Annotated in this window: 24 protein-coding genes and 3 tRNA genes; 20 read left to right on the top strand and 7 right to left on the bottom strand. The window is 69.4% G+C overall.

Annotated elements, in window-relative coordinates:
- Positions 1 to 10: 10 nt before the first annotated feature.
- Together D7I44_RS06030 and D7I44_RS06025 are read left to right on the top strand one after the other, a co-directional pair.
- Entirely contained in the window at positions 11 to 175 is a 165-nt protein-coding gene (locus tag D7I44_RS06030; protein ID WP_162940082.1) for a hypothetical protein, read from the top strand.
- A gap of 188 nt (positions 176 to 363) precedes the next feature.
- A complete protein-coding gene (locus tag D7I44_RS06025; RefSeq protein ID WP_120788660.1) occupies positions 364 to 1,518 on the top strand; it encodes a fatty acid desaturase family protein in 1,155 nt (384 codons plus the stop codon).
- 304 nt (positions 1,519 to 1,822) lie between these two features.
- Here D7I44_RS06025 and D7I44_RS06020 read toward each other — a convergent pair.
- The 3 genes from D7I44_RS06020 to D7I44_RS06010 form a co-directional block, all read right to left on the bottom strand.
- Positions 1,823 to 1,898, bottom strand: a tRNA-Phe gene (locus D7I44_RS06020).
- 45 nt (positions 1,899 to 1,943) lie between these two features.
- Positions 1,944 to 2,017: transfer RNA gene (locus D7I44_RS06015), tRNA-Asp, on the bottom strand.
- A gap of 27 nt (positions 2,018 to 2,044) precedes the next feature.
- Positions 2,045 to 2,117, bottom strand: a tRNA-Glu gene (locus tag D7I44_RS06010).
- 169 nt (positions 2,118 to 2,286) lie between these two features.
- Here D7I44_RS06010 and D7I44_RS18645 point away from each other — a divergent pair.
- Together D7I44_RS18645 and D7I44_RS06000 are read left to right on the top strand one after the other, a co-directional pair.
- Entirely contained in the window at positions 2,287 to 3,585 is a 1,299-nt protein-coding gene (locus D7I44_RS18645) for a peptidoglycan DD-metalloendopeptidase family protein (RefSeq protein WP_281271700.1), read from the top strand.
- A complete protein-coding gene (locus D7I44_RS06000; RefSeq protein ID WP_245980051.1) occupies positions 3,582 to 4,898 on the top strand; it encodes a C40 family peptidase in 1,317 nt (438 codons plus the stop codon). Before D7I44_RS18645 ends, D7I44_RS06000 begins: the two co-directional genes overlap by 4 nt.
- Positions 4,899 to 4,992: 94 nt before the next feature.
- Here D7I44_RS06000 and ppa read toward each other — a convergent pair whose 3' ends face one another.
- Positions 4,993 to 5,493 (bottom strand): inorganic diphosphatase, encoded by a 501-nt coding sequence (gene ppa, locus D7I44_RS05995; RefSeq protein ID WP_120788659.1) that lies wholly within the window; start codon positions 5,491 to 5,493, stop codon positions 4,993 to 4,995.
- 17 nt (positions 5,494 to 5,510) lie between these two features.
- On the opposite strand from ppa, the gene tilS reads away from it, so the two are divergent.
- The 8 genes from tilS to D7I44_RS05955 all read left to right on the top strand — a co-directional run bounded on the left by tilS (position 5,511) and on the right by D7I44_RS05955 (position 12,029).
- On the top strand, positions 5,511 to 6,515 hold the full coding sequence (gene tilS, locus D7I44_RS05990) for a tRNA lysidine(34) synthetase TilS (protein WP_120788658.1): 1,005 nt from the start codon (positions 5,511 to 5,513) through the stop codon (positions 6,513 to 6,515).
- Between the two features lie 9 nt (positions 6,516 to 6,524).
- Positions 6,525 to 7,076 (top strand): hypoxanthine phosphoribosyltransferase, encoded by a 552-nt coding sequence (gene hpt / locus D7I44_RS05985; protein ID WP_120788657.1) that lies wholly within the window; start codon positions 6,525 to 6,527, stop codon positions 7,074 to 7,076.
- Between the two features lie 75 nt (positions 7,077 to 7,151).
- Complete coding sequence (gene ftsH, locus D7I44_RS05980) at positions 7,152 to 9,152, top strand: ATP-dependent zinc metalloprotease FtsH (protein ID WP_120788656.1); 2,001 nt, start codon at positions 7,152 to 7,154, stop codon at positions 9,150 to 9,152.
- Between the two features lie 10 nt (positions 9,153 to 9,162).
- The gene (gene folE, locus D7I44_RS05975; protein ID WP_120788655.1) at positions 9,163 to 9,738 is read left to right on the top strand and encodes a GTP cyclohydrolase I FolE; all 576 of its coding nucleotides are present in this window, start codon (positions 9,163 to 9,165) and stop codon (positions 9,736 to 9,738) included.
- Positions 9,735 to 10,535 (top strand): dihydropteroate synthase, encoded by an 801-nt coding sequence (gene folP / locus D7I44_RS05970; RefSeq protein ID WP_120788654.1) that lies wholly within the window; start codon positions 9,735 to 9,737, stop codon positions 10,533 to 10,535. The genes folE and folP overlap by 4 nt, the downstream gene beginning before the upstream one ends.
- Positions 10,532 to 10,990, top strand: coding sequence for a dihydroneopterin aldolase (gene folB / locus D7I44_RS05965; protein WP_120788653.1), 459 nt, complete (start codon positions 10,532 to 10,534; stop codon positions 10,988 to 10,990). The genes folP and folB overlap by 4 nt, the downstream gene beginning before the upstream one ends.
- On the top strand, positions 10,987 to 11,532 hold the full coding sequence (folK, locus tag D7I44_RS05960; protein ID WP_120788652.1) for a 2-amino-4-hydroxy-6-hydroxymethyldihydropteridine diphosphokinase: 546 nt from the start codon (positions 10,987 to 10,989) through the stop codon (positions 11,530 to 11,532). The genes folB and folK overlap by 4 nt, the downstream gene beginning before the upstream one ends.
- Positions 11,529 to 12,029 (top strand): DUF3180 domain-containing protein, encoded by a 501-nt coding sequence (locus D7I44_RS05955; protein ID WP_120788651.1) that lies wholly within the window; start codon positions 11,529 to 11,531, stop codon positions 12,027 to 12,029. The genes folK and D7I44_RS05955 overlap by 4 nt, the downstream gene beginning before the upstream one ends.
- A gap of 95 nt (positions 12,030 to 12,124) precedes the next feature.
- On the opposite strand, the gene D7I44_RS05950 is transcribed toward D7I44_RS05955, so the two are convergent.
- Positions 12,125 to 12,748 carry a biotin transporter BioY gene (locus D7I44_RS05950; RefSeq protein ID WP_120788650.1) on the bottom strand — a complete coding sequence of 208 codons (624 nt, stop codon included), beginning with the start codon at positions 12,746 to 12,748 and terminating at the stop codon, positions 12,125 to 12,127.
- A 149-nt stretch (positions 12,749 to 12,897) separates the two neighbouring features.
- Between D7I44_RS05950 and D7I44_RS05945 the strand changes: the two genes are divergently transcribed.
- From D7I44_RS05945 to lysS, 6 genes are read left to right on the top strand one after another with little or no spacing between them, the layout of a single operon-like run.
- A complete protein-coding gene (locus D7I44_RS05945; protein ID WP_162940081.1) occupies positions 12,898 to 13,773 on the top strand; it encodes a L,D-transpeptidase in 876 nt (291 codons plus the stop codon).
- A 31-nt stretch (positions 13,774 to 13,804) separates the two neighbouring features.
- On the top strand, positions 13,805 to 14,290 hold the full coding sequence (locus D7I44_RS05940) for a PH domain-containing protein (protein ID WP_120788648.1): 486 nt from the start codon (positions 13,805 to 13,807) through the stop codon (positions 14,288 to 14,290).
- A complete protein-coding gene (locus D7I44_RS05935) occupies positions 14,287 to 15,783 on the top strand; it encodes a PH domain-containing protein (RefSeq protein WP_120788647.1) in 1,497 nt (498 codons plus the stop codon). The genes D7I44_RS05940 and D7I44_RS05935 overlap by 4 nt, the downstream gene beginning before the upstream one ends.
- Before the next feature lie 10 nt (positions 15,784 to 15,793).
- Positions 15,794 to 16,555 carry a Rossmann-like and DUF2520 domain-containing protein gene (locus D7I44_RS05930; protein WP_120788646.1) on the top strand — a complete coding sequence of 254 codons (762 nt, stop codon included), beginning with the start codon at positions 15,794 to 15,796 and terminating at the stop codon, positions 16,553 to 16,555.
- A complete protein-coding gene (gene panC, locus D7I44_RS05925; protein ID WP_120788645.1) occupies positions 16,552 to 17,415 on the top strand; it encodes a pantoate--beta-alanine ligase in 864 nt (287 codons plus the stop codon). Before D7I44_RS05930 ends, panC begins: the two co-directional genes overlap by 4 nt.
- Before the next feature lie 10 nt (positions 17,416 to 17,425).
- Positions 17,426 to 18,949 carry a lysine--tRNA ligase gene (gene lysS / locus D7I44_RS05920; protein ID WP_120788644.1) on the top strand — a complete coding sequence of 508 codons (1,524 nt, stop codon included), beginning with the start codon at positions 17,426 to 17,428 and terminating at the stop codon, positions 18,947 to 18,949.
- Positions 18,950 to 18,953: 4 nt separating this feature from the next.
- Here lysS and D7I44_RS05915 read toward each other — a convergent pair whose 3' ends face one another.
- Positions 18,954 to 19,889: a cytochrome c oxidase assembly protein gene (locus D7I44_RS05915; protein ID WP_120788643.1), complete on the bottom strand. Its 936-nt coding sequence runs from the start codon at positions 19,887 to 19,889 to the stop codon at positions 18,954 to 18,956.
- Here D7I44_RS05915 and D7I44_RS05910 point away from each other — a divergent pair.
- A complete protein-coding gene (locus D7I44_RS05910) occupies positions 19,888 to 20,706 on the top strand; it encodes an SDR family oxidoreductase (RefSeq protein ID WP_120788642.1) in 819 nt (272 codons plus the stop codon). The genes D7I44_RS05915 and D7I44_RS05910 overlap by 2 nt on opposite strands.
- 2 nt (positions 20,707 to 20,708) lie before the next feature.
- Here the strand turns inward: D7I44_RS05910 and D7I44_RS05905 are convergent, their stop codons facing one another.
- Positions 20,709 to 21,917: an ROK family transcriptional regulator gene (locus D7I44_RS05905; RefSeq protein ID WP_120788641.1), complete on the bottom strand. Its 1,209-nt coding sequence runs from the start codon at positions 21,915 to 21,917 to the stop codon at positions 20,709 to 20,711.
- 179 nt (positions 21,918 to 22,096) lie between these two features.
- Between D7I44_RS05905 and D7I44_RS05900 the strand changes: the two genes are divergently transcribed.
- Positions 22,097 to 23,797, top strand: coding sequence for an ABC transporter substrate-binding protein (locus D7I44_RS05900; protein ID WP_120788640.1), 1,701 nt, complete (start codon positions 22,097 to 22,099; stop codon positions 23,795 to 23,797).
- The last annotated feature ends 37 nt before the right edge of the window (positions 23,798 to 23,834 follow it).

The raw sequence follows: 23,834 nt of genomic DNA, 5'->3' as shown, positions 1-23,834 counted from the left end.
CACGACCCTCATGAACCTCCTTCTCCTCCTCATCGCGATCATCGCGATCGTCCTTCTCATCACCGGCGGCTTCGTCGCGACCATTCACTGGCTGCTCTGGGTCGGAATCGTCCTTCTGGTCATCGCCCTGGTCGTCTGGATCGTCCGCCTCGCCACAGGCCGTCGCAAGGCCTGACCACATCCGCACCGACTCAGAGGCGATGCCCGATCAAGGTTCGCCGATCCGGAGCCGCAGAATACGCGCGGGGCGCGCGACTTCTGCGCAGTTCCCGCCATAGCAATCCCACTTCACACCCGTGCGGTCGAGTCCCATACCGCGCAGGTCTCAGAGAAGTGACCGAACGACGCAGGAGACAGAACAGCATGGCCGACGCTGCCATCACAACTGGCAACAACCAGTCACCGCCGCCGACCCGGCCCGGTCCCATCCGAACCACAGGACGGCCCTCCGACAGGGCCGGCCAACCTCGGCAGAGCACCGATTTCGCCGAGCTATCCGAGAAGATTCGCGCAGCAGGCTTGTTGCGCCGCCGCCGCGGCTATTACTGGACAAAGTTCTGGCTGATCACCGCGGCGCTTGCCGCCCTTGTGATGCTATTCGTCCGGGTCGGCGACAGCTGGTGGCAGATGGTGATCGCTGGCGCCTTCGCATTCGTGTTCACCCAGGCGGCCTTCCTCGGCCATGACGCCGCCCACCGCCAGGTCTTTCAGTCTGGGCATTGGAACAACTGGGCCAGCCTGGTCATCGGCAACCTCTTCGTCGGCATGAGCGTCGGCTGGTGGAACAACAAGCACAATCGTCACCACGCCAACCCGAACCGGGTGGGCTACGACCCCGACATCGACATCCCCGTCGTCCGACCCAACTCGTTCACCCGGCTGCGCGGACGCAGCCGCGCGGTCGCCTGGACGCTCGATCATCAGAGCGTCGGATTCTTCCCATTCCTGTTCTTCCAGGGCATCCTTCTACACATCTGGAGCTTCCAGCGGCTGTGCGCGCGCACGAGCGTTCCGCACCGCAGCATCGAGATCGGCCTCATCCTCATCCGCCTCGGCGGCTTCGCCGGACTGGCCTTTCTCGTGCTCACCCCCGGCCGCGCCGCCGCGTTCCTCGGCATCCAACTCGCCGTCTTCGGCTTCCACCTCGGCGCCGTGTTCGCCATCAACCACATGGGCATGCCGATCGTGCCGAAGGACCTCAAGCTGGACTTCTTCCGCCGACAGGTCGTCACCGGCCGCAACATCCGCGGCGGCCAGTTGACTTCCTTCACCATGGGCGGGCTCAACTACCAGATCGAGCATCACCTCTTTCCCTCCATGGCGCGCCCACAGTTGCGCCATGCCGCGCCCCTCGTCGAGGCGTTCTGCATGCAGCGCGACGTGCCCTACACGCAAACCGGTGTGCGTGCTGCCTTTCGCAGCGTCGCGGAATACATCGACAAGATCGGACTGGGACACCAGGATCCGTTCGAGTGCCCCATGATCGCGCAACGGCAGGTCGGAAGCCCGGTCGTGTGACCCGGCCGTGTCGTTCGCATCTCTCTACGCGCGGCCAACTCCATAAGGCGGCCGACTCCTACGATCTGGTCGCCCCACAGCACGGCGTGGACGGTGGAGCAGATTGTCACCCTGCGCGCACTCGTGCCCGAGAGTGTGCCGGGGTCATGCTGGACCAGGCTCTCGGCTGCGGGGTCGGTAAGGTCTCGGGGCCAAGTGCAAGGACGCGTCCGGCCGCAGAACTGTCCCAAGAATGGCCTGGACCCAACAGGCCTAGCCGAGAAACGAAGCGGTGGATCGGACGAACCTGATCCGTGTCTTTGAGTGGTGGCTCCGACGGGCGTCGATCCCGTGACCTCACGATTTTCAGTCGTGCGCTCTACCAACTGAGCTACAGAGCCATTCGGAAGAAAAGCCCCACCTCTCGATGGGGCCTTTCATCTCCGCGACCCTGACGGGACTTGAACCCGCGACCTCCGCCGTGACAGGGCGGCACGCTAACCAACTGCGCTACAGGGCCATGTGTATTTGTGTTTGGTCGTCATTGTGACCCCAACGGGATTCGAACCCGTGCTACCGCCGTGAAAGGGCGGCGTCCTAGGCCACTAAACGATGGGGCCGTCGCGCGGTTTCCCGCATGACTACCGAGGACCAAGCATACGTGAGCGCGTGCGGCTGGCCAAATCGGCACGGCCGGTTCGCGACACTCGGGCGTGTTACCCGAGACGGATGCCCGCACCGAGGTTACGTTCGAGACGACATGCTCACCCCCGACCACCAAGGAGACGCATGGCGATGCAGCTGACGCCGCCCCGCGGCGCCTCGAGTCTGCGCCTGAATCGGCGCGCACGGGGGCGGGCTGCATGGGCGGCAGGGGTGCTTGCGGCATCCGTCGCCCTGATCGTCAGCGGCGCGATCGCCGCGCCGCCGCCCGCCTGGGCCGACCAGTACCCGACCTGGGCGGATGTGCAGGCGGCGAAGGCCAATCAGGCGTCCGCACAGGCGAAGGTCGACGAGGTCACGGCGCTTCTGAAGACGCTGCAGACGCAGTCGCAGCAGGCTCAGGCCGCGGCCCAGGCCGCCGGGCAGAAGCTCGCCGACGCGCAGGACGCGCTGTTCGCCGCCGACCAGAAGTACCAGGGGCTCAAGAATGAGTCCGACCAGCTGACCACCGAGGCAGACACGGCCAGCACGCGCGCAGGCCGGGTCGCCGCCCAGCTGTACCGCTCGGGCGGCCACAACATGACGGTCTCGCTGCTGTTCTCGAGCACGAAGGGCAGCGGAAGCGACCCGGGCGCCCTGCTCGACGACCTCGGCACCATGACCAAGCTCACCGAGTCCACCTCGAACCTGTGGGCCGAGGCGCAGCAGAAGAAGAACACGGCGAAGGCGGCGTCCGACCAGGCGAAGTCGGCGCTCGACGAGCGCACGCGACTGCAGCAGCAGGCGCAGGCGGCGCTGACGGCCGCGCAGCAGGCATCGGCCGCCGCGCAGCAGGCCGTGGACGCCGAGCAGGCGCACAGCGACGAGCTGAACACGATGCTCGCCGCTCTCAAGGACACGACGACGCAGACCGTCGCCGACTACCAGGCGGGTGTCGAGGCGCGCGCCGCCGCCGCGCGCGCGGCAGCTGCAGCTGCCGCCGCTGCCGCCGCCGCGCAGGCCGGCAAGGTCGGTGCGCAGGGGTGGGCGGTGCCGGTCAAGGGTGCGATCACCTCGCCGTTCGGTGCACGGCCAGCGCCGTGCGCCGGCTGCACGACGTACCACGAGGGCGACGACATCGGCGCCGCGTGCGGCACGCCGATCCACGCGGCGCACGCCGGAACGGTCACGTATGCCGGCTGGAACGGCGGGTACGGCAACTTCATCCTGCTCGACAACGGCGGCGGCATCGGTACGGCATACGGTCACAACATCAACGGGGGCATCGTCGTGTCGGCCGGTCAGCACGTCAGCGCGGGGCAGGTGATCGGGCACGTGGGCTCCACAGGCAACTCGACTGGATGCCACCTGCACTTCGAGGTGCGTCAGAACGGCGTGCAGATCAACCCGGCCCCCTGGATGTCACAGCACGGAGCAGCGATTTGACCGAACACGACGGGGCGAGCTTCCGCCGCCCAGCCATCACCATCAGCGCCGCCGCGATGGGCGTGCTGACGGCCTCGATCGGCATCATCGCCCACCCGGCCCCTGCCAACGCGGTCGACTACCCGACCTGGGGTGACGTGCAGCAGGCGAAGGCGAATGTCCAGACCCAGCAGGCGATGGTCGACAAGATCAACGCGCTGGTCGGGCAGCTGCAGGAGCAGGCGACGGCGGCGGGCATCAAATCCGAACAGGCGGTCGAGGCCTACCACCAGGCGCAGCAGCAGCTCGACGACGCGACGCAGAAGGCCGCAGATCTCAAGACGCAGGCGGATGCCGCGCAGAAGACGGCGGAGACGTCGACCGTGCGCGCCGGGCTGCTCGCCTCGCACCTCATGCGCACCGCCGGCACCGACGGCTCGATCGGACTGCTGCTGCAGGGGGGCGACTCTGGTGCGGCGGACAAGCTGCTGTACCAGCTCGGCACGATGAGCCAGCTCACCGAGCAGTCCAAGCGCGTCTACGACCAGGCGATCGCCGACCGCAATACCGCGCAGTCCCTCTCGGAGCAGGCGAAGGCCGCACAGGACGCCAGGCAGAAGGCGGCGGATGCCGCGCAGCAGGCGCTTCAGGCGGCGAACGACGCCGCGGATGCCGCCCAAGCGGCGGTCGCGACCCAGCAGCAGAAGCAGACCGATCTGACCGCGCAGCTGGCGTCGCTTCAGAACACCTCGACCCAGGTGGCGGCGCAGTACGTCGCGGGTCAGCAGGCGATCGCGGCGGCGAAGGCGGCAGCGGCCGCGCAAGCCGCGGCTGCTGCCGCCGCCGAGAAGCTGCGCGAACAACAACAGCAGCAACAGCAGCAGGGGAAGCCACCGAGTGGCGGCGGTTCGAACGGGGCGCCCCCGCCGGTGACGACGGCGCCGCCCTCAGCATCCGCCGTTCAGACCGCCATCAACTACGCGCGGGCGCAGATCGGCAAGCCGTACATCATCAACGGCTCGGGACCCAACGGGTACGACTGCTCAGGCCTCACCATGCAGGCGTATGCCGCGGCGGGCATCTACATCGGCGGCCACGGCTCGACCTGGCAGTACCAGTACGCTGCCGCGCACGGGCAGCTCGTCGCGCGCAGCAACGCGCAGCCCGGGGACCTGATCTTCTGGGGCACGGCGCCGAACGACGTGTATCACGTGGGCATCTACATCGGCGGCGGTCAGATGATCGCGGCGCCCCAGGTCGGCGAGAACGTCAAGCAGCAGGCCGTGTGGGGCGCACCGCTCGCGGTGGTGGCGCGCCCCTCGATCGGGCACTGACCTGACCGTCGCGTGAGCGGGTGAAAACGCGTGTGCGCGGGAGAAGATTCTCCCGCGCACACGTCGTTTCACCCGCGCACACGCGCGAGAGTGCTTAGTGGCCTTCGCCCTCGGCCTTGAGGCGTTCGACGGCCTCTTCGATGAGGCGCTCGGCGTCGGCGGCTGAGCCCCATTCGTCGACCTTGACCCACTTGCCGGGCTCGAGGTCCTTGTAGTGCTCGAAGAAGTGCTGGATCTCCTTGCGGGTGTACTCGGGGATGTCGTCGACGTCCTGGATCCACGACCACCGCGGGTCCTTGTACTGCACGGCGATGACCTTGTCGTCGCCGCCGGCCTCATCGCTCATGTGCAGCACGCCGACGGGGCGCACCTTCACGCCGACGCCGGGGAACAGCGGGTAGTCGAGCAGCACGAGCACGTCGAGCGGGTCGCCGTCTTCGCCGAGCGTGTTCTCGAAGAAGCCGTAGTCGGTGGGGTAGGTGAAGTTCGTGTAGAGCACGCGGTCGAGGTAGACGCGACCGGTCTCATGGTCGACCTCGTACTTGTTGCGGCTGCCGCGGGGGATCTCGATCACGGCGTCGTAGCTGTTGGTCATGCGGCTAACTTTAGTCAGTGACCTCTGAGCCGGACGAGCGGCGACCCCGGCTCACGCCCGCCATCGCGGACGTGCGGCGGGCGGTGCGTGCGAGCATCGACGGGCTGACGGATGCCTTGGTGCTCGTCGCCGTGAGCGGTGGGGCCGACTCGCTCGCGCTGGCGGCCGCCACGGCGTTCGAAGCGCCACGCGCCGGCTTGCGTGCCGGTGCGGTGGTCGTCGATCACGGCCTGCAGGATGCCTCGGCCGAGGTCGCCGCCCGCGCCGCAGACCAGGCGCGCGAGCTCGGCCTCGATCCGGTGCAGGTCGTGCGCGTGGCTGTCGACGAAGAAAGCGCCGCAGGGCCGGAGGCTGCGGCGCGCACGGCGCGCTATGCGGCGCTGGCGGCAGCGGCATCCGACCTGAGCGCATCGGCCGTGCTGCTCGCGCACACCCTCGACGACCAAGCCGAGACCGTCCTGCTGGGGCTCGCGCGTGGGTCGGGCGCGGCCAGCCTGCAGGGCATGGCTGCCGAGTCGGGCATCTACCGGCGCCCGCTGCTCGGCATCCGCCGGGCGGTCACCCGCGCGTTCTGCGCCGACTCGCGCCTCGAGCCGTGGAACGACCCGCAGAATCTCGACCCCTCTTATGCGCGTGTGCGCGTGCGAGAGCGGGTGCTGCCTGTGCTCGAGCGCGAGCTCGGGCCCGGCGTCTCCGAGGCACTCGCCCGCACCGCCGAGCAGCTGCGCGAAGACAACGACGCCTTCCTGCAGATGATCGACGAGACGATCGAGGACATCGTCGAGCACGTCGAGGCCGGCATCGGCGTCGCGGTGAGCGCGCTCGAGGCGAATCCGGCCGCGCTGCGTGGGCGCATCGTGCGGTTCGTGGCCCAGTCGGAGTTCGGAGTGGCGCTCGAGCGCGTGCACGTCCAGGCGGTGCTGCGGCTGGTGACCGATTGGCACGGGCAGCAGCCGCTCGACCTGCCGGGGTTCTCGGCCGCGCGCGAAGGCGGACTGCTGGTGTTCCGGGCGTCGGAATAGGATTTTCGAATGCTGCCCGAAGACGTTGAGTCCGAGATCGACAAGGTGCTGCTGACCGAAGAGCAGATCACCGCCAAGCTGCGCGAGATCGCCCGGCAGATCGAGGCGGACTACGAGGGCCGGGATCTGCTGCTCGTCGCCGTGCTGAAAGGCGCCGTGATGGTCATGGCCGACCTCGCCCGCGAGTTGCAGCGACATGTCGAGATCGACTTCATGGCCGTGTCGTCGTATGGGAAGAGCACGCACTCGAGCGGGGTCGTGCGCATCGTCAAGGACCTCGACGTCGACCTGTCCGGCCGCAATGTGCTCATCGTCGAGGACATCATCGACTCTGGGCTGACGCTCGACTGGCTGCGGCGGAACCTGCAGTCGCGGAATCCTGCGTCGCTCGAGGTGTGCGCGCTGCTGCGCAAGCCGGATGCCTTGAAGGTCGACATCGATGCGAAGTACGTCGGCTTCGACATCCCCAACGACTTCGTCGTCGGCTACGGCCTCGACTACGCGGAGCGCTACCGGAATGTGCGCGGGGTCGCTGTGCTCGCCCCCCACGTCTACTCGTAAGACTGCGTCTTCATAGAACGCCTTCGGCGAACAGGGAGACATCGCTCAGATCTCAGGGCGTAACCTCTTAGCACCATGAATCTCAAGAAGCTCTTCCGTGGGCCGATTCCGTATATCGTCCTCGCGGGCATCATCGTGTGGATCGGCATGAGTGTCTTCACCATGTCCGGTTTCAAGGAGATCACCACGCAGAAGGGCCTTGAGCTGCTCGCCGACGGCAAGGTCCAGTCGGCGCAGATCATCGACGGCAACCAGCGGGTCGACCTCGTGCTCAACTCGCCCGACGGCGACAACGGCGACCACGTGCAGTTCTATTACGTGAACCAGCGCGGCGCCGACGTCGTGAAGGCGGTCGACAACGCCGACCTGTCGAAGGGCTTCGACGACAAGGTCCCGCAGCCCAGCATCTGGGGCTCGCTGCTCGGCTTCCTGCTTCCGGTGCTCGCCATCGGCGCGCTGTTCTGGTTCATGCTCGCGGGCATGCAGGGCGGTGGCAACAAGGTCATGCAGTTCGGTAAGTCGCGGGCGAAGTTGGTCTCGAAGGAGAGCCCGAAGGTCACCTTCGACGACGTCGCGGGTGCTGACGAGGCGATCGAGGAGCTGCAGGAGATCAAGGACTTCCTGAAGGAGCCGGCCAAGTTCCAGGCGGTCGGCGCTCGGATCCCGAAGGGCGTGCTGCTGTACGGCCCTCCGGGAACCGGCAAGACGTTGCTCGCTCGCGCTGTCGCGGGTGAGGCGGGTGTGCCGTTCTACTCGATCTCGGGCTCGGACTTCGTCGAGATGTTCGTGGGCGTCGGCGCGAGCCGCGTGCGCGACCTGTTCGACCAGGCCAAGCAGAACGCCCCGTCGATCATCTTCGTCGACGAGATCGATGCGGTCGGCCGGCACCGCGGCGCAGGCCTCGGCGGCGGTCACGACGAGCGCGAGCAGACCCTGAACCAGCTGCTGGTGGAGATGGACGGCTTCGACGTCAAGACGAACGTCATCCTGATCGCGGCGACCAACCGCCCCGACATCCTCGACCCCGCCCTGCTGCGCCCGGGCCGCTTCGACCGCCAGATCGGCGTGGACGCGCCCGACCTGCTCGGCCGCAAGCGCATCCTCGAGGTGCACGGGCGCGGCAAGCCGCTTGCGAAGTCCGTCGACCTCGAGGTCGTCGCGCGCAAGACGCCCGGGTTCACCGGTGCCGACCTCGCGAACGTGCTGAACGAGGCCGCGCTGCTGACCGCGCGCTCGAACGCGCAGCTGATCGACAACCGGGCCCTCGACGAGGCCATCGACCGCGTCGTCGCAGGACCCCAGCGCCGCACCCGCGTGATGAAGGACAAGGAGAAGCTCATCACGGCGTACCACGAGGGCGGCCACGCCCTCGCTGCGGCGGCGATGCGGCACACGGACCCGGTGACGAAGATCACGATCCTGCCGCGCGGCCGGGCTCTCGGCTACACGATGGTGCTGCCGCTGGAGGACAAGTACTCGGTCACCCGCGAGGAGCTGCTCGACCAGCTCGCTTATGCGATGGGCGGCCGTGTGGCAGAGGAGATCGTGTTCCACGACCCGACCTCGGGGGCTGCGAACGACATCGAGAAGGCCACCGGCATCGCCCGCCAGATGGTCACCGACTACGGCATGAGCGCGAACATCGGCTCGGTGAAGCTCGGCCAGTCCTCCGGTGAGATGTTCCTCGGGCGTGACATGGGCCATCAGAGGGACTACTCCGAGAACATCGCGCAGACGGTGGACTCCGAGGTGCGCGCGCTGATCGAGAAGGCGCACGACGAGGCCTACCAGGTCATCAACGAGAACCGCGAGATCCTCGACCGTCTGGCCGCCGAGCTGCTCGAGAAGGAGACGCTCGACCACAACCAGATCGCCGAGATCTTCGCCGACGTGCAGAAGCTGCCCGAGCGTCCGCAGTGGGTGTCCAGCCCGAACCGGCCGCTGCCGAACATCCCCCCGATCGAAGTGCCCGCTGCCAAGGCTCCGATCGACCCGGGTGTGACCGACGGCGGAATCGACAGCGGCTCCTCACGGCGCCGCAGCCCCGGGATCAACCCGCGCCCCGCGACCGCCTGAGGCCGCGGGCGTGACCGGCATCGACCGCGCACGCGTCGAGGCGGCCGTCGCAGAGCTGTTGGCTGCGATCGGCGAGGACCCGGCGCGCCCTGGGCTGCGGGAGACGCCGAGCAAGGTGGCGGATGCCTACGCCGAGTTCTTCTCCGGGCTCGGTGAGGACCCGATCGCGCCGTTGCGCGAGACGATCCCGGTCGGCGACGTCGAGCCGGAGCTCGTCATCGTGCGCGACCTCGAGTTCCGCTCGGTGTGCGAACACCACTTGCTGCCGTTCCTCGGGCGGGCGCACCTCGCCTACCTGCCGGCCGAGAAGGTGGTCGGCCTCGGCAGGCTGCCTCAGCTCGTCGACACGCTGGCGGCGCGTCCGCAGCTGCAGGAGCGGCTCACCGAGCAGATCGCCGACGCCCTCGTCCAGGCGCTCGAGCCCCGCGGAGTCGTCGTCGTGCTCGATGCGCAGCACCAGTGCGTCACGACCCGCGGCGCGCGGCAGGTGCACTCGACGACCGTGACCGTCGCCAGCCGCGGCGAGCTCGACGACCCGGTGCGCCGGGCAGAAGTGATCACGCTGATCGGGAGCGCCGCTCAGTGACTCTGATCATGGGCGTGCTCAATGTCACACCCGACTCGTTCAGTGACGGCGGCAGGTGGGCGTCGCTCGACGCCGCCGTCGCGCACGCCGCCGAGCTCGACGCTCAGGGGGCCGACCTCATCGACGTGGGCGGCGAGTCGACCCGGCCCGGGGCGCCGCGGGTGCCTGTCGACGAGGAGCTCGGGCGGGTGCTGCCGGTGATCCGGGAGCTGACCGCGCGAGGCATCCGCACGTCTATCGACACCATGAATGCCGCGACGGCGCGCGCCGTGATCGAGGCGGGCGCGAGCTGGATCAACGACGTGTCGGGCGGCCAGGCCGACCCGGCCATGTTCGACACTGCGGCCGAGCTCGAGTGCGGCTTCATGCTCAGCCACTGGCGCGGGCACAGCGCGAACATGAACGCGTTGGCGGTCTATGCGGATGCCGCGGCGGACGTGCGCGACGAGCTGAAGACCCAGCTCGACCGGGCCCTCGACGCGGGGGTGCACGGCTCGCGGCTCGTCGTCGACCCGGGGCTCGGCTTCGCGAAGAATCACGAGCACAACTGGCGGATTCTCGCCCGCCTCGACGTGCTCGAGGAGCTCGGGTTCCCCGTGCTGATCGGCGCGAGCCGCAAGCGGTTCGTCGGGGCGCTGCTGCCCGACGACGCGCCCATCGAGAACCGTGACCTGCCGACCGCCCTGATCAGCGCTCTCGCCGCTCGCGCGGGGGTCTGGGGTGTGCGGGTCCACGACGTCGCCTCCACGCGCCTCGCGCTCGACGTGGTCGATCAGTGGAAGGCTTTCGAGCGATGACTGATTCGATCACGCTCACCGGGCTCGCCGTGCGCGCGAACCACGGAGTCTTCGACTTCGAACGGGAGAACGGGCAGACCTTCGTCATCGACGTGACGGTGTGGCTCGATCTCGCGCCGGCCGCTGCGGGGGACGCGCTGCTCGCGACGGTGCATTACGGCGAGCTCGCCGAGGCGGTGCATCACGCTGTGGCATCCGACCCCGTCGACCTGATCGAGACCGTGGCCGAGCGGGTCGCGCGCGTCGCGCTCTCGTTCGCCGGCGTCGAGCGGGTGCGGGCCACGGTGCACAAGCCGGATGCGCCGATCGCCGTCCCCTTCGGCGACGTCGCCGTGACGGTCGAGCGCGATCGGGCCTGGGCGGGTCTCGCGGAAAGCGACGGCCCGGTGGGCCGTCGCCGCGAACCCGCCCCGGACGAGCTGCGCTCGACCGGCCGTGAAGGGGCTGCGTCATGATCCGGATTCCTGATCGAGACCGCCTCGACGCACCCAGCCGGTTGCGGCGCGCGGTGCTCGCGCTCGGCAGCAACCTGGGGGATCGCGGCGAGCTGCTGCGCGACGCGGTCGCCGCACTGCGCGCGACCCCGGCGATCGAGGTGCGCGCGGTGTCGCCCGTCGTGGAATCCGTCGCCGTCAAGCCGGGCGGCGCCGACCCGAGCGCTCCGCGCTATCTGAACGCGGTGGTGCTCGTCGACACGCTGCTCGACCCCGAGCAGCTGCTCGCCGAGGCGCACCGCATCGAGGCGGAGCACGGCCGCGTGCGCGCCGAGCGGTGGGGCGACCGCACCCTCGACATCGACATCGTCGACTTCGCCGGGGTGTCATCGAACGACCCGGCGCTCACGCTGCCGCACCCGCGCGCAGCGGAGCGCCCCTTCGTGCTCGCGCCGTGGCTGTTCGTCGACCCCGACGCGGCGCTCCCGGGCGCCGGCCGGGTCGACGCGCTGCTGGCCGCACTCGGCGATGACACGGTGACCGTCGAGGGGGTGGCGCTGTGAAGCGCACGCACCCCACGACGCTCGTCATCGTCGGCCTGATCGGCACGGTGGCGGGATTGCTGACGGATGCGGCACTTGCGGCATCCGGTCGCGCCTTGATCGTCCCACCCGTCACGCTCAGCGTCACCCTCGCGGTGATCGCGATCATCGTCGTCGTGCTCGCCGTGCCGATCCGGCGGGCGATCAGAGGGAAGCAGACCCTGCGCATCGACCCGTTCCGGGCCGCGCGCACCGCGGTGCTCGCGAAGGCCTGCTCGGTGCTGGGGGCGCTGCTGACCGGGCTGCCGCTCGGGCTGCTGCTGTTCATGCTGACGCGGACCGTGCTCGCCGACACCTCGAGCATCGTGCTCACGGTGTCGGCGGTCGTCGGCGGGGCGCTGCTGCTCGTCGGCGGGCTGCTGGCCGAATGGTTCTGCACGCTGCCGCCCGATGACCCTGACGCCGAGCGCGACGCGGAGCGCGGCCCCGAGCCCGGCGCCAGCCGCTCGCACGCCTGAGCCCGAACTCACCCTTCGAGGCGGTTCGGGCGGAAGACGCCACGAGGGGTGCGCCTGAGCGCACCCCTCGGGTGGAGAGCTGTGGAGCCTGGCGGCTAATTGCGGAGCGACGCCAGAGCCTTCCAGGCCAGCGGCAGCGCTGCGGCCGCGATCGCCCACTTCACGATGCCGCCGACGATGAACGGGGTGAAGCCGGCGTCCATGACGGCGCCGAAGTCGTGGGGCAGGCCGAAGTGCGCGAGCGCGGCGGCGAGCCAGGGCAGGCCGAACACGAACGGCACGGCCGAGGCGAGGCCGAAGCCGGCGATCGAGAGCAGCGGGCGGCGGTCCCAGCGGCGCTCCGACAGCCAGCCGACGAGGGCGGCGGCCGGGATGAATCCGATCACGAAGCCGAAGCTCGGCAGCACGCTCGCGTCGAGGCCGTGCGACCAGCCGGTGAAGATCGGGGCGCCCAGCACTCCGGCGACGAGGTAGAGCGCCATCGAGGCGGTGCCGCGCCACGTGCCGAGGGTCGCGCCGACGAGCACGACGGCCAGGGTCTGACCCGTGATGGGCACCGGCCACAGCGGGATCTGCACCTGCGCGAGCAGCGCGGTGAAGGCGGTTCCGGCCAGCACGAGCAGCGTGTTGGTGAGAGCACCGCGACGCACCAGGGCGTCGGCCAGCACGCCTTGACGGGATTGCGCGGGACGGGTGGGCGAAGCGGAAGCGATCGTCATGCGCTCAACCCTAGGACGATGCCGAAGACGGATGCTTGGCGCTGAGCTACATCGATCGGCGCGATCCCTTGGCGCAATGCGATGAAAGCCGGCGTACCGAAGGGCGTTGCGGCTCGGTGGTCGCAGGCAGACCATGGAATGTGATCAGGGTGCGGCAGCGGTTGTTGGCGGCAGGGGCGGTCGCCGCAGCGCTGGGCGTGACGCTCGCCGCCGCCGGGCTGATGACCCGGCACACGCCGGCGCCGCAGGCGACCCATGCGATGACGGCGGAGCCGACGCCGAGCCGGACGCCGGCCACCGCACATAGCGGCCCGCCGGCCAATCCGTCGGCATACGACCTCTCCGGACTTCCCGCGGTCGACGTGTTCTCCGTCAACCCGCTCATCCCCGTCGATCCGGACCCCGACGGGGCCATGACCGACCTCGACGCACGCCCTCTCAGCGCTGCGATCCCGGTGTTCGCCGACCCCGCGGGGGCACCCGTCGCACAGCTCGCCCAGTCGCCGCGCGAAGGGTCGGGACTGGTCCCCGTGATCGCCGCCTACAGCGACTGGGTGAAGGTCCTGCTCTCCGGGCGACAGGGCGTGCCGCCGGACGGGAACTCGCACCAGACCTACGGTTGGCTGCGCCGCGCCGATGTCGGCCTGTCGACCAACGACACGTCTGTCGTCGTGAGCCTGTCGCAGCGCACCATCGACATCGTGAGCCCGACGGGAACCGCGCGGATCGCGACGGACTTCGCCTGGGGCACCGCGGCGACGCCGACGCCGATCGGCCGCACCTTCGTCATGGAGGTCGCGGTCAACCCTGCGCTGAGCTACACCCGCGGGCATCCCATCGTGTATCTGGCGACGCAGTCGCCCACGCTCGAGGGCTTCGACGGCCAGAATGTCGCCGTCACCGCGATGCACTACTACGACGCGCATTCCGGCGCGATCTCCAACGGATGCATCCGCGTCGACGCTCAAGCCATCGAGGCGCTCGACCAGGTGCCGGCGGGCTCGGTCGTCTACGTCCGTGCCTGACGGTGGGGCTCGCGCCGCATACGATGACCTCGTGGCACAGCGGCTCGACATCGACGTGGACTGGCAGCGCGTCTCGCCCAAGTACGTCTGGATCGTGATCGTCGGCTCTCTCGTGGCGGCGTTGGTCTCGGCGGCGATCGTCGCGTTCGTCTGGTACCTCGGCGACTGGGACTGGTGGGGCTGGATCCTCGTCGCGGCGTGGGCGGTCGGTTACGCGCTGCAGCTGTTCTTCGCCCCTCGGCGCGCCCGGGCGATCGGCTACCAGATGCGCGAGGACGATCTGCTGATCCGCCGTGGCATCGCCTGGCTGCGGATCGTCGCGGTGCCGTATGGCCGGATGCAGCTCATCGACGTCACGCGCGGGCCGATCAGCCGCGCGCTCGGCCTCTCCAACCTGCGGTTCGTCACCGCGAGCGCGTCGAGCAACATCGAAGTGCCCGGCCTGCCGGCCGAGGCCGCCGATGAGCTGCGCGACCGGCTGATCGCGCTGGCAGAGACGCGGCGCGCCGGCCTATGAATCCGCTCGCCGACGGCCAGTGGCATCGCATGCACCCGGCCACTCCGTTGCTGCGCGGCGGCGCGGTGCTGGTCGCGATCGCCGCGATCGTGTTCGCGAACCTGCGCGAGCGGCTCGTCGACTGGGTCGCGCGCATTCCCGACCGGAATCGTGAGGGCGACCCCGTCGATGCGATCGTGGAGCACGGCTGGGTGCTGTGGGCGCTGCTCGGCATCCTGCTTCTGATCGTGCTGATCATCGTCTGGTACCGGGTGACCTGGCAGATGACGCAGTTCCGGGTCACGGCGGATGCCGTGGAGCTCAAGTCCGGTGTGCTGAACCGGCAGAACCGGCAGGCGAGGCTCGACCGGATTCAAGGGGTGAACCTGCACCGCACGCTGTTCGCCCGCGTGTTCGGGGCGGCGCGGCTCGAGATCGTGGTCGCCGGGCACGACGCGAATCTGCATCTGCAGTACCTCGGATCGGCTGCAGCGGAGGAGTTGCGGCGCGAGATTCTCGGGCTCGCCGGGAGCAAACGGGCTGCGGAGGCGGCTGGTTTCGAGACAGGCGCTGCGCCTCTTCCTCAACCAGTGGGGGACATTGTCCGCTCGCGCGCCGAAGAGTTCGTTATGCCGGCCGACCTGCACCCCGACTTCGCGCCGGCGTCGATCGTCAAGGTGCACCCGGGACGGCTGATCGGCTCGCTCATCCTGAGCCCGTTCACGATCGTGCTGATCGCGGTCGTCGTGTGGCTCGTCGTCGAGGTGGTGCGCGGGAACTACTTCCTGCTGGTCGCCGTGATCCCGTCGCTGTTCGGCATGTTTACGGGTTACTCGCGCCGCTTCAGCCGGCTCGCCCGCTACACGATCTCGGGCAGCTCCGACGGCGTGCGCGTCGGATACGGGCTGCTGTCCACCAGCAGCGAGACGATCCCGACCGGTCGCATCCACGCGGTCGAGGTGGTGCAGCCGCTGCTCTGGCGGCCGTTCGGCTGGTGGGCGATCCGCATCGCACGCGCCGGGCGCGCGCGGCAGCGCGGTCAGGCCGAGAACGCGTCGACGGTGCTTCCGGTCGGCTCGCTCGACGACGTCGGGCGCGTGCTGCCACTGCTGCTGCCGGCATCCGACCGCACCGCCCTGCTCGCCCTCGTCGACGCGACGGCGAGATACTCGCGCACCGCCCGCGTGTTCTCGCAGCCGCCGCGCCGCGCCGCGTGGCTGCACCCGTTCTCGTGGCGGCGCATCGGCTACGCCTATGTCGGCGACACGCTCGCGCTGCGCGCGGGCATCGTGTACCGCACGCTCGATTTCGTGCCGCTCGCGCGGGTGCAGAGCGTCGGGGTGCACCAGGGGCCGATCAGGCGGATGCTGGGGCTGGTCGGCCTCGCGGTGCACATCGTCGACGTTCGGATCCGCCCGCGCCTCTCGGTGATCGGGACCGTGGCCGGGGTCGAGCTGTACGACCAGCTCGCGCGCAGTGCCGTAATGTTGGCGAGTCGCGACGCGAGGAGTTAGGGGCGAGTCCGTGCAGGCATCCGGCAGCCAGAGCCGCTCAGGCAGACTCGGCGTCGGCATCGTCGGCGCAGGCCGCGTCGGGCCGGTGCTGGGCGCCGCGCTCGCCGGGGCGGGTCACGCGATCGTCGGGCTGAACGCGGTGAGCGCCGCGAGCCGCGAGCGCGCGCAGGACATGCTGCCGGGCGTTCCGCTGCTCGAGACGCCCGAGCTGCTCGAGCGCAGCGAGCTCGTGCTGCTCGCCGTGCCCGACGCGCAGCTGCCGGGGCTCGTCGAGGGCCTTGCCGCCGTGGGCGCGTGGCAGCCGGGGCAGCTCGTCGTGCACACGGCGCCGGGCTTCGGCACCGAGGTGCTGCGGCCGGCGCTCGCGTCAGGGGCGATCCCTCTCGCCATTCATCCGGCGATGGCGTTCACGGGCACTCGGCTCGACCTCGCGCGCATGGTCGAGACGTACTTCGCCGTCACCGCGCCCGCGCCCGTGCAGCCGATCGGCCAGGCGCTCGTCGTCGAGATGGGCGGCGAGCCGGTGCTGGTCGACGAAGCCGACCGCCCGGCCTACGGCGAGGCGATCGCGACGGCCGCCGGTTTCAGCAGGCAGATCGTCGAGCAGGCCACGGGGATGCTGGCCGAGATCGGCTTCGAGCAGCCCGGCTCGTATCTCTCGTCGCTCGTGCGCTCGACCGTCGACGAGGCGCTGCGGAAGGCCGGCATGACGCCGCGGCTCGACCTCTCCGAACTGGCCGCAGACGACCTCGACCTGGGCGGGGGCGCATGAGCGCCGCCCCGACCGTGCTCGAGACGATCGCGGCGACCCGCGACTTCGTGCGCGCGGCGCACGCGGCCGGGCAGCGGGTCGCGCTCGTGCCGACCATGGGCGCGCTGCACGACGGGCACCTGGCGCTCGTCGCCCGCGGTCGCGAGCTCGCCGACGTCGTCATCGTCTCGATCTTCGTGAACCCGCTGCAGTTCGGGCCGAACGAGGACTTCGAGCGCTACCCGCGCACGCTCGGCGCCGACCTCGCGGTGCTCGCCGGCCGCGCCGATGCCGTGTTCGCGCCGGTCGTCGCCGAGATGTACCCCGGCGGTGCTTCTCAGACGACCGTGCACGCGGGCCCGGTCGCCGAGCGCTACGAGGGCGCCTCGCGCCCCGGCCACTTCGACGGCATGCTGACGGTCGTCAGCAAGCTGCTGAACATCGTGCAGCCCGACGTGGCGCTGTTCGGGCAGAAGGACGCCCAGCAGGCGTTCCTCGTCACGCAGCTGGTCGCCGACCTGAACCTGCCCGTCGTGATCGAGGCGGTGCCGACCGTGCGCGAGAGCGACGGGCTCGCGCTGTCGAGCCGCAACCGCTACCTGTCGAGCGACGAGCGGATGCTCGCGCTGACCCTCTCCGCCGCGCTGGAGGCTGCACGGCAGGCATCCGTCATGCCTGCCGACGACCGTGTCGCCGCCGCGCGCTCTGCCGGCCTCGCACGATTCGACCAGCAGCCGGACGTTAGGCTTGATTACCTGGTCATCGTCGATCCGGCGACGTTCTTGCCGCTGGAGGACGACGCGACGGGCGACGCGCTCATTCTGGTCGCCGCTCGCGTGGGCGCGACCCGCCTGATCGACAACGCACCTCTCCACTTCTGACAGGACAGCCATGGCCGACAACGACCAGCCGATCGACGAGACCCCCGAGCCCACCGCCGAGGAGATCAACGAGCAGAAGGCCGTGCGCCTGGCCAAGCGCGAGCGGCTGCAAGCCGAGGCGGCTGGGCTCGGCGGCGGCGCCTACCCGGTGACCCTGCCCGTGACGACGACGATCCCCGAGGTGCGTGCGACGTGGGGCTCGCTCGCAGCCGACGAGACGAGCGGCGAGATCGTCGGCCTCGCCGGCCGCGTCGTCAACCAGCGCAACACCGGCAAGCTGTGCTTCGCCGTGCTGCAGGCGGGCGACGGATCGCGCCTGCAGGCGATGGTGTCGCTCGCGTCCGTCGGGGAAGAGAGCCTGCAGCGCTGGAAGGAGCTCGTCGACCTCGGCGACCACGTGTTCGTGCACGGCGAGGTGATCTCCTCGCGACGCGGCGAGCTGTCGATCATGGTCGACGACTGGCAGGTCGCGGCGAAGGCGATCCTGCCGCTGCCGAACATGTACAAGGAGCTCTCCGAGGAGACGCGGATGCGCTCGCGCTACCTCGACCTCATCCAGCGCGAGCAGGCACGCCGCACGGTCGTGAACCGCGCGAAGGCGACGGCTTCCGTGCGTGCGACGTTCTCGAAGAACGGATTCCTCGAGGTCAGCACCCCGAAGCTGCAGACGATGCACGGCGGAGCGTCCGCCCGGCCCTTCGTCACCCACTCGAACGCGTTCGACACCGACCTCTACCTGTCGATCGCGCCCGAACTGTATCTGAAGCGCGCCGTCGTCGGTGGTATCGACCGCGTCTACGAGATCGCGCGCAACTTCCGCAACGAGGGCGCCGACTCCACCCATTCGCCCGAGTTCGAGATGATCGAGGCCTATCAGGCGTACGGCGACTACAACACGATCGCGGATCTGACGCAGCAGCTGATCCAGGATGCCGCGCTCGCGACGAACGGCTCGCACGTCGTCACCTGGGCCGACGGCACCGAGTTCGACCTCGGCGGGCAGTGGGACCGCATCTCGATGTACGAGTCGCTCAATGAGGCCGCGGGCACGTCGTTCACGCCGTCGACGCCGCTTGAGGAGCTCGCGGCGCTCGCCGCGCGCGAGGGGATCTCGATCACGCATCCGATTCACGGGAAGTACATCGAAGAGCTCTGGGAGCACTTCGTGAAGGGCGGCCTCACGCGCCCGACGTTCGTGAAGGACTTCCCGCTCGACACCTCGCCGCTCACGCGCGAGCACCGCTCGATCCCCGGTGTCGTCGAGAAGTGGGATCTGTATGTGCGCGGCTTCGAGCTCGCCACCGGGTACTCCGAGCTCGTCGACCCCGTGATCCAGCGCGAGCGCTTCGTCGCACAGGCGGCGCTCGCCGCGGCCGGAGACGACGAGGCGATGCGCGTCGATGAGGACTTCCTGCGGGCCTTGGAGTTCGGCATGCCGCCGTCGGGCGGCATGGGCATGGGCGTCGACCGCCTGCTGATGGCGCTGACCGGCCTCGGCATCCGCGAGACGATCCTGTTCCCGCTGGTGAAGTAGTGCGCTACCCGCGCTGGCCCAGGTGCGCGCGCACCGCCGCTTCGTACTCCTCGTCGGAGAGCTCGTCGACCTGCTTCGCGTCGCGCCGGTCGACCCGCGACCAGCGCGTGAACAGCGCGATGATCACGGGCAGGTCGGCGATCTCGGCGAGGAACCAGAGGAAGTCGCCCGAGAGGTGCTGGTCGTGGAGCGGGTTCGGGAACCAGTGCGGCAGCGCGGCGCCCGCCACCGTGTGCGTCGCGGCCGCGACCCCGTCGAGCACAGAGCCGTTGAGGCGCAGCAGGATGCCGGGAATCGAGTCCAGCAGCAGCTCGACGATCGCCAGCAGGAACTCGTAGATGATGAAGGTGCTCGAGCGGTTCTCGGTGTCCTCGGTGATCGGCAGCGTGATCAAGAGCCCGATGAACGGCACGAGCAGGGTGATCGCAGCAGCCCAGCCCGGCTCGAGCCGCAGTGGCGCGGCGAGCGGGGTGAGGAAGAACAGGAAGCCGACGAGCGGCACAAGCGGCGCGAAGATCGCGTTGCCCATGAGCCGGATCGGCCACGAGCGCATCACCGCTTCGAGAACGCCGCGTGCGTGCTCGCCGAAGGTGCGCCGCATCAGCGTGATCGGCGTGCCGAGCGCGACCATCATCGGGGTGAGGAAGATCAGCAGCGCGATGCGCGTGGTGAACGCCCAGCGCAGGTCGTGCGACCAGGTGCCGAGGAATCCGAACTGGATCCACGCGTACGACCCGAGTCCCAGCAGGTAGAAGCACCACGCCCGCCACGCCGGCCAGCGCTCGCCGCGGCGCGCGAGGGCGACGAGACCCCAGGTGTACAGGACCGCCCCGATCGCGATGGCGAGCGCGGCGACGGGGTCGAACGAGAAGGTCGTCAGGAAGACGGGAATCGGTGGCGTGGTGGTGCCCCTTTCGAGCAAGTACCAGCATGGACCCATGAACTATCCCCTTGCTGGGCGCACCGCCCTCGTCACCGGCGTCTCACGCCCCAAGGGCATCGGCTACGCCGTCGCGTCACGGCTCGCCGAGCTCGGCGCGAACGTCGTCGTGCACCACTTCGCCCCGCACGACGCCGAGCAGCCGTGGGGCGGCGCCGATGTCGAGGCGGTGCGGTCAGGCATCCGCTCGGCTCTGACTGGCGGTGCGCAGACGGCTGATTTCCACGCAGATCTGGCGGATGCCGGCGCGGCCGTCACTCTCATCGATGACGCCGCCGCCGTCACCGGGCGACTCGACATCCTCGTGTGCAACCAGGCGCGGTCGGGCGGCGACGGGACGATCCTCGAGGCGACGGACGAGACGCTCGACGCGCACTGGACCGTGAACGCGCGGGCGACGGTGCTCATGACGAAGCGGTTCACCGAGCTGTTCCAGTGGGACCGCACGGAAGAAGGCACCGGCCGCGCGATCTGGCTGACGAGCGGGCAGTTGTTCGGGCCGATGCGCAGCGAGATGTCGTACGCGCTGTCGAAGGCTGCGCTCGCCGGGGCGACGCCGTCGGCGGCCGCCGAACTGCTCGCGCACGGAGTGCTGCTCAACACGGTGAACCCGGGGCCGACGAACACCGGCTACCTCGACCCCGAGACGACGGATCGGCCCGAGATCCTCGACGAGCTGCGGGCGGCGATGCCGCTCGGGCGGTTCGGTGCGCCCGACGACGTGGCGCGGCTGATCGCGTGGCTCGTGGGGTCGGACGGGCGCTGGGTCGTCGGCGAGGTGATCTCGAGCGACGGGGGGTTCCGGCTGGGGCTGTAGCGCTAGTCCGAGGGGCCGGCGAGGCCCATGGTGCGTGGGGCGAGCTCGGACTGGAGCACGAGCGTCGCGGCGCCGACGGCCGCAGCGTCCTGCAGCTGCGGCGACAGCCGCACCCTGATGCCGTGCCGTGAGCGCGCGAAGAAGTCCGCGTTGACCTGGGCGTCGATGACACGCAGGTAGATCGCGCCCGCGATCGCGAAGGCGGGGCCGGCGAGCGTGATCGAGTCGAGGTCGAACAGGTTGGCGAGCGAGGTCACGGCGGTCGCAAGATGGCGGGCGGATGCCTCGAGCAGCCCGGTCGCGAACGCATCGCCGCGCGCCGAGGCCTTCGCGATCGCCGTGAACTGCGTGAAGTCGTCGCCGGTGAGCCCGAGCCGGGTGACCTCGTCGGGGTTTTCGTGCGCGGTGCGCACGACGGCGGTCGGGTCGGCGACGTCCTCGGCGACGAGGGCGCGGCCTGAGGCATCCGTCGCGATGACGATGTGCCCGATCTCCGCCGAGTTCGAGCTGGCGCCGCGGAAGACCGTGCCGTCGATCAGCACGCCGGCGCCGACGCCGAGGCCCATGTACACGGTGGCGTGAGCGCGGGCGCCCTCCGTAGCCCCTCCCCAGAAGTCGCCGAGCGCCGCTGCCGTCGCGTCGTTGTCGAACACGACGGGCAGACCGGTCGCCTCGGCGATCAGGTCGCGCAGCGGAACGTCCTTCCAGGCCTCCATGTGCGCCGGGCCGAACACCATGCCGCGCGCGATGTCGACGGGGCCGGGCGCCACGACGCCGATGCCGACGACGAGCTGCTCGTCGATGCCGAGGCCGAGCAGGATCACACGGATCTGCTCGACCAGGCCCGCGACCATCGCCGTGGGCTCGCTCGCACCGACCCCCGGGGCCCGCAGGCGGCCCACGACCGCGCCGCGCAGGTTCACGACGACATAGGTGATGGATTCCCCGCCCAGCTGCAGCCCGACGGCGTAGCGCGCCGACGTGTCGACCTCGAGCAGCACCACCGGGCGGCCGCCGTTCGGGCGCCCCAAACCGGTCTCGTGAATGAGCCCCTCGTCGAGCAGCTGACGCACGACGTTCGACATGGTGGCGGCCGTCAGGCCTGTCTCGGCGGCGAGGTCGGTGCGGCTGATCGGTCCCAGCGTGCGGATCAGATCGAGGACGAGCCCTTTGCTCGTCCCGGTGGACAGGGAGACGCGGCTGCGGGCCATGCCGCCTCCTCTCGTCCTGTGTGTTACCTCATTGTGACGCGCCCCATGATCCTACTAACTTGACGTGCTTTATAAAGTCATCTAAAAAAGTGGGGAACGCACCGCAGAGTCGAGGTCAGCGCTGACCCGGCGCGAGTGCAGGAAGCACCAACTGCCTCCATTCCACTGAAGGGTCAACGATGACAATCACCAGGAAGCGGCTGCTCATCGGCGCCGCTGCGCTCGCGGCATCCGCCGCTCTCGCGCTCTCGGGCTGCTCCGGCTCGAGCGGCAGCACCAAATCCGCATCCGGCTCGAACAGCACGGTCACGCTGTTCAACGGCTCGGTCGGGAACTTCACCGAGAACTTCAACCCGTGGCTGACCACCGGGGCCGAGCTCCAGCCCACCCAGGGCGTCATCTACGAGACGCTCTTCTACTACAACATGGCCCGCTCGCAGGACCCGGTTCCGCTGCTCGGCACCAAGTACGCCTGGAACAGCGACGGCACGCAGCTCACCATCACGGTGCGCACGGGCGCCAAGTGGAGCGACGGATCCGCACTCACCGCCGGCGACGTCGCATGGACGCTGAACCACTACGAGTCGACGGCCTCGCTCAACACGCTCGGTCAGACGTGGACCACCAAACAGGACGGCGACGACGTCGTGCTGACCTTCCCGAGCACCTCGTTCACGCTCGAGCCGCAGATCCTCGGCAACATCGCGATCGTCCCGGAGAAGATCTGGTCGAAGATCCCCGATGTCCTGAAGACCACCAACACGAAGCCCGTCGGCTCCGGCGCGTACGAGCTCGACACGTTCACCCCGCAGAGCTACACGCTGAAGAAGAACCCGAACTACTGGGGCACCGGCGACGACGCGCCCAAGATCGAGACGGTGCGCTTCATCTCGCTGGCGAATGCGGACGCCGCGACCAGCGCTCTCGAATCCGGCCAGGTCGACTGGATGGGCTCCTACCTGCCCACGCTGAAGGACATCGTCAAGAAGCACCCCAACGTGGCCTACGTGAACACGGCCGACTCGACCACGTCGATCGTGACCTGCTCGAACGCGGACCTCGGCTGCACCGGCCCGCAGACCGACGTCGCAGTGCGCCAGGCGATCTACGACGCGATGGACCGCACCCAGCTGAACGCGCAGGCGCTCAACGGCTTCGGCGAGCCCGGCTCGCCGACGCTGCTCGTGCCCGCGGTCAACAAGAAGTGGGTCGCCGACCAGGCGAACGAGATGCTGCCGGAGGGCGCTGACGCGGCGAAGGCCAAGAGCACGCTCGAGGCGGACGGTTGGACGCTGAACTCGAAGGGCTTCTACGAGAAGGGCGGCACCGAGCTCGACCTGACGATCAACGTCGTCTCGGGCTGGACCGACTACGACACGGTCTGCACGCTGCTCAAGGGCCAGCTGCAGAAGGCCGGCATCAACCTCACCGTCAACCAGGTCGCGCAGAACGCGTGGTCGAACTCGGAGACGACCGGCAAGTTCCAGCTCTCGCTCAACTCGGTGAACCCCGGGGCGTCCGCGTCGCCGTACTACATCTACAACAACTACCTCAACACCGCCGCGACGGCGAAGGTCGGCTCGCCGTCCTCGACGAACACCTCGCGCTTCTCCGACCCGGCGGTCGACGCTGCGCTCAAGACGCTCGCCTCGACCAACCCGAGCGACGACGCGGCGCTGCTGAAGGAGTACGGCACGATCCAGGACACGGTGGTGAAGCAGCTGCCGATCATCCCGATCTACGTCAACCAGGCGCTCACCGAGTTCAACACCTCGCACGCCACCGGCTGGCCGAGCGCGGACAACCTGTACGCGTTCCCCGAGCCGTGGAAGGCATGGGACGCCGGCATCGTCCTGAAGGCGATCCGCCCCGCCAAGTGACGCACCACTCCTGACGAACCGCGGGCCGAGGGGCCTC

The sequence above is a fragment of the Gryllotalpicola protaetiae genome, from assembly GCF_003627055.1.
Taxonomy (GTDB): Bacteria; Actinomycetota; Actinomycetes; order Actinomycetales; family Microbacteriaceae; genus Gryllotalpicola; species Gryllotalpicola protaetiae.
Note: the sequence above shows the minus strand (reverse complement) of the source record. Positions and strands in the feature narration are given on the sequence as shown.

What these genes read in the sequence shown, in the direction of transcription:
- D7I44_RS06030 (WP_162940082.1), top strand. Translation starts at nt 11, where the DNA reads ATGAACCTCCTTCTCCTCCTCATCGCGATCATCGCGATCGTCCTTCTC.
- D7I44_RS06025 (WP_120788660.1), top strand. Translation starts at nt 364, where the DNA reads ATGGCCGACGCTGCCATCACAACTGGCAACAACCAGTCACCGCCGCCG.
- D7I44_RS18645 (WP_281271700.1), top strand. Translation starts at nt 2,287, where the DNA reads ATGGCGATGCAGCTGACGCCGCCCCGCGGCGCCTCGAGTCTGCGCCTG.
- ppa (WP_120788659.1), bottom strand. Translation starts at nt 5,493, where the DNA reads ATGACCAACAGCTACGACGCCGTGATCGAGATCCCCCGCGGCAGCCGC.
- hpt (WP_120788657.1), top strand. Translation starts at nt 6,525, where the DNA reads ATGCTGCCCGAAGACGTTGAGTCCGAGATCGACAAGGTGCTGCTGACC.
- ftsH (WP_120788656.1), top strand. Translation starts at nt 7,152, where the DNA reads ATGAATCTCAAGAAGCTCTTCCGTGGGCCGATTCCGTATATCGTCCTC.
- folB (WP_120788653.1), top strand. Translation starts at nt 10,532, where the DNA reads ATGACTGATTCGATCACGCTCACCGGGCTCGCCGTGCGCGCGAACCAC.
- folK (WP_120788652.1), top strand. Translation starts at nt 10,987, where the DNA reads ATGATCCGGATTCCTGATCGAGACCGCCTCGACGCACCCAGCCGGTTG.
- D7I44_RS05950 (WP_120788650.1), bottom strand. Translation starts at nt 12,748, where the DNA reads ATGACGATCGCTTCCGCTTCGCCCACCCGTCCCGCGCAATCCCGTCAA.
- D7I44_RS05935 (WP_120788647.1), top strand. Translation starts at nt 14,287, where the DNA reads ATGAATCCGCTCGCCGACGGCCAGTGGCATCGCATGCACCCGGCCACT.
- panC (WP_120788645.1), top strand. Translation starts at nt 16,552, where the DNA reads ATGAGCGCCGCCCCGACCGTGCTCGAGACGATCGCGGCGACCCGCGAC.
- lysS (WP_120788644.1), top strand. Translation starts at nt 17,426, where the DNA reads ATGGCCGACAACGACCAGCCGATCGACGAGACCCCCGAGCCCACCGCC.
- D7I44_RS05910 (WP_120788642.1), top strand. Translation starts at nt 19,888, where the DNA reads ATGAACTATCCCCTTGCTGGGCGCACCGCCCTCGTCACCGGCGTCTCA.
- D7I44_RS05915 (WP_120788643.1), bottom strand. Translation starts at nt 19,889, where the DNA reads ATGGGTCCATGCTGGTACTTGCTCGAAAGGGGCACCACCACGCCACCG.
- D7I44_RS05905 (WP_120788641.1), bottom strand. Translation starts at nt 21,917, where the DNA reads ATGGCCCGCAGCCGCGTCTCCCTGTCCACCGGGACGAGCAAAGGGCTC.
- D7I44_RS05900 (WP_120788640.1), top strand. Translation starts at nt 22,097, where the DNA reads ATGACAATCACCAGGAAGCGGCTGCTCATCGGCGCCGCTGCGCTCGCG.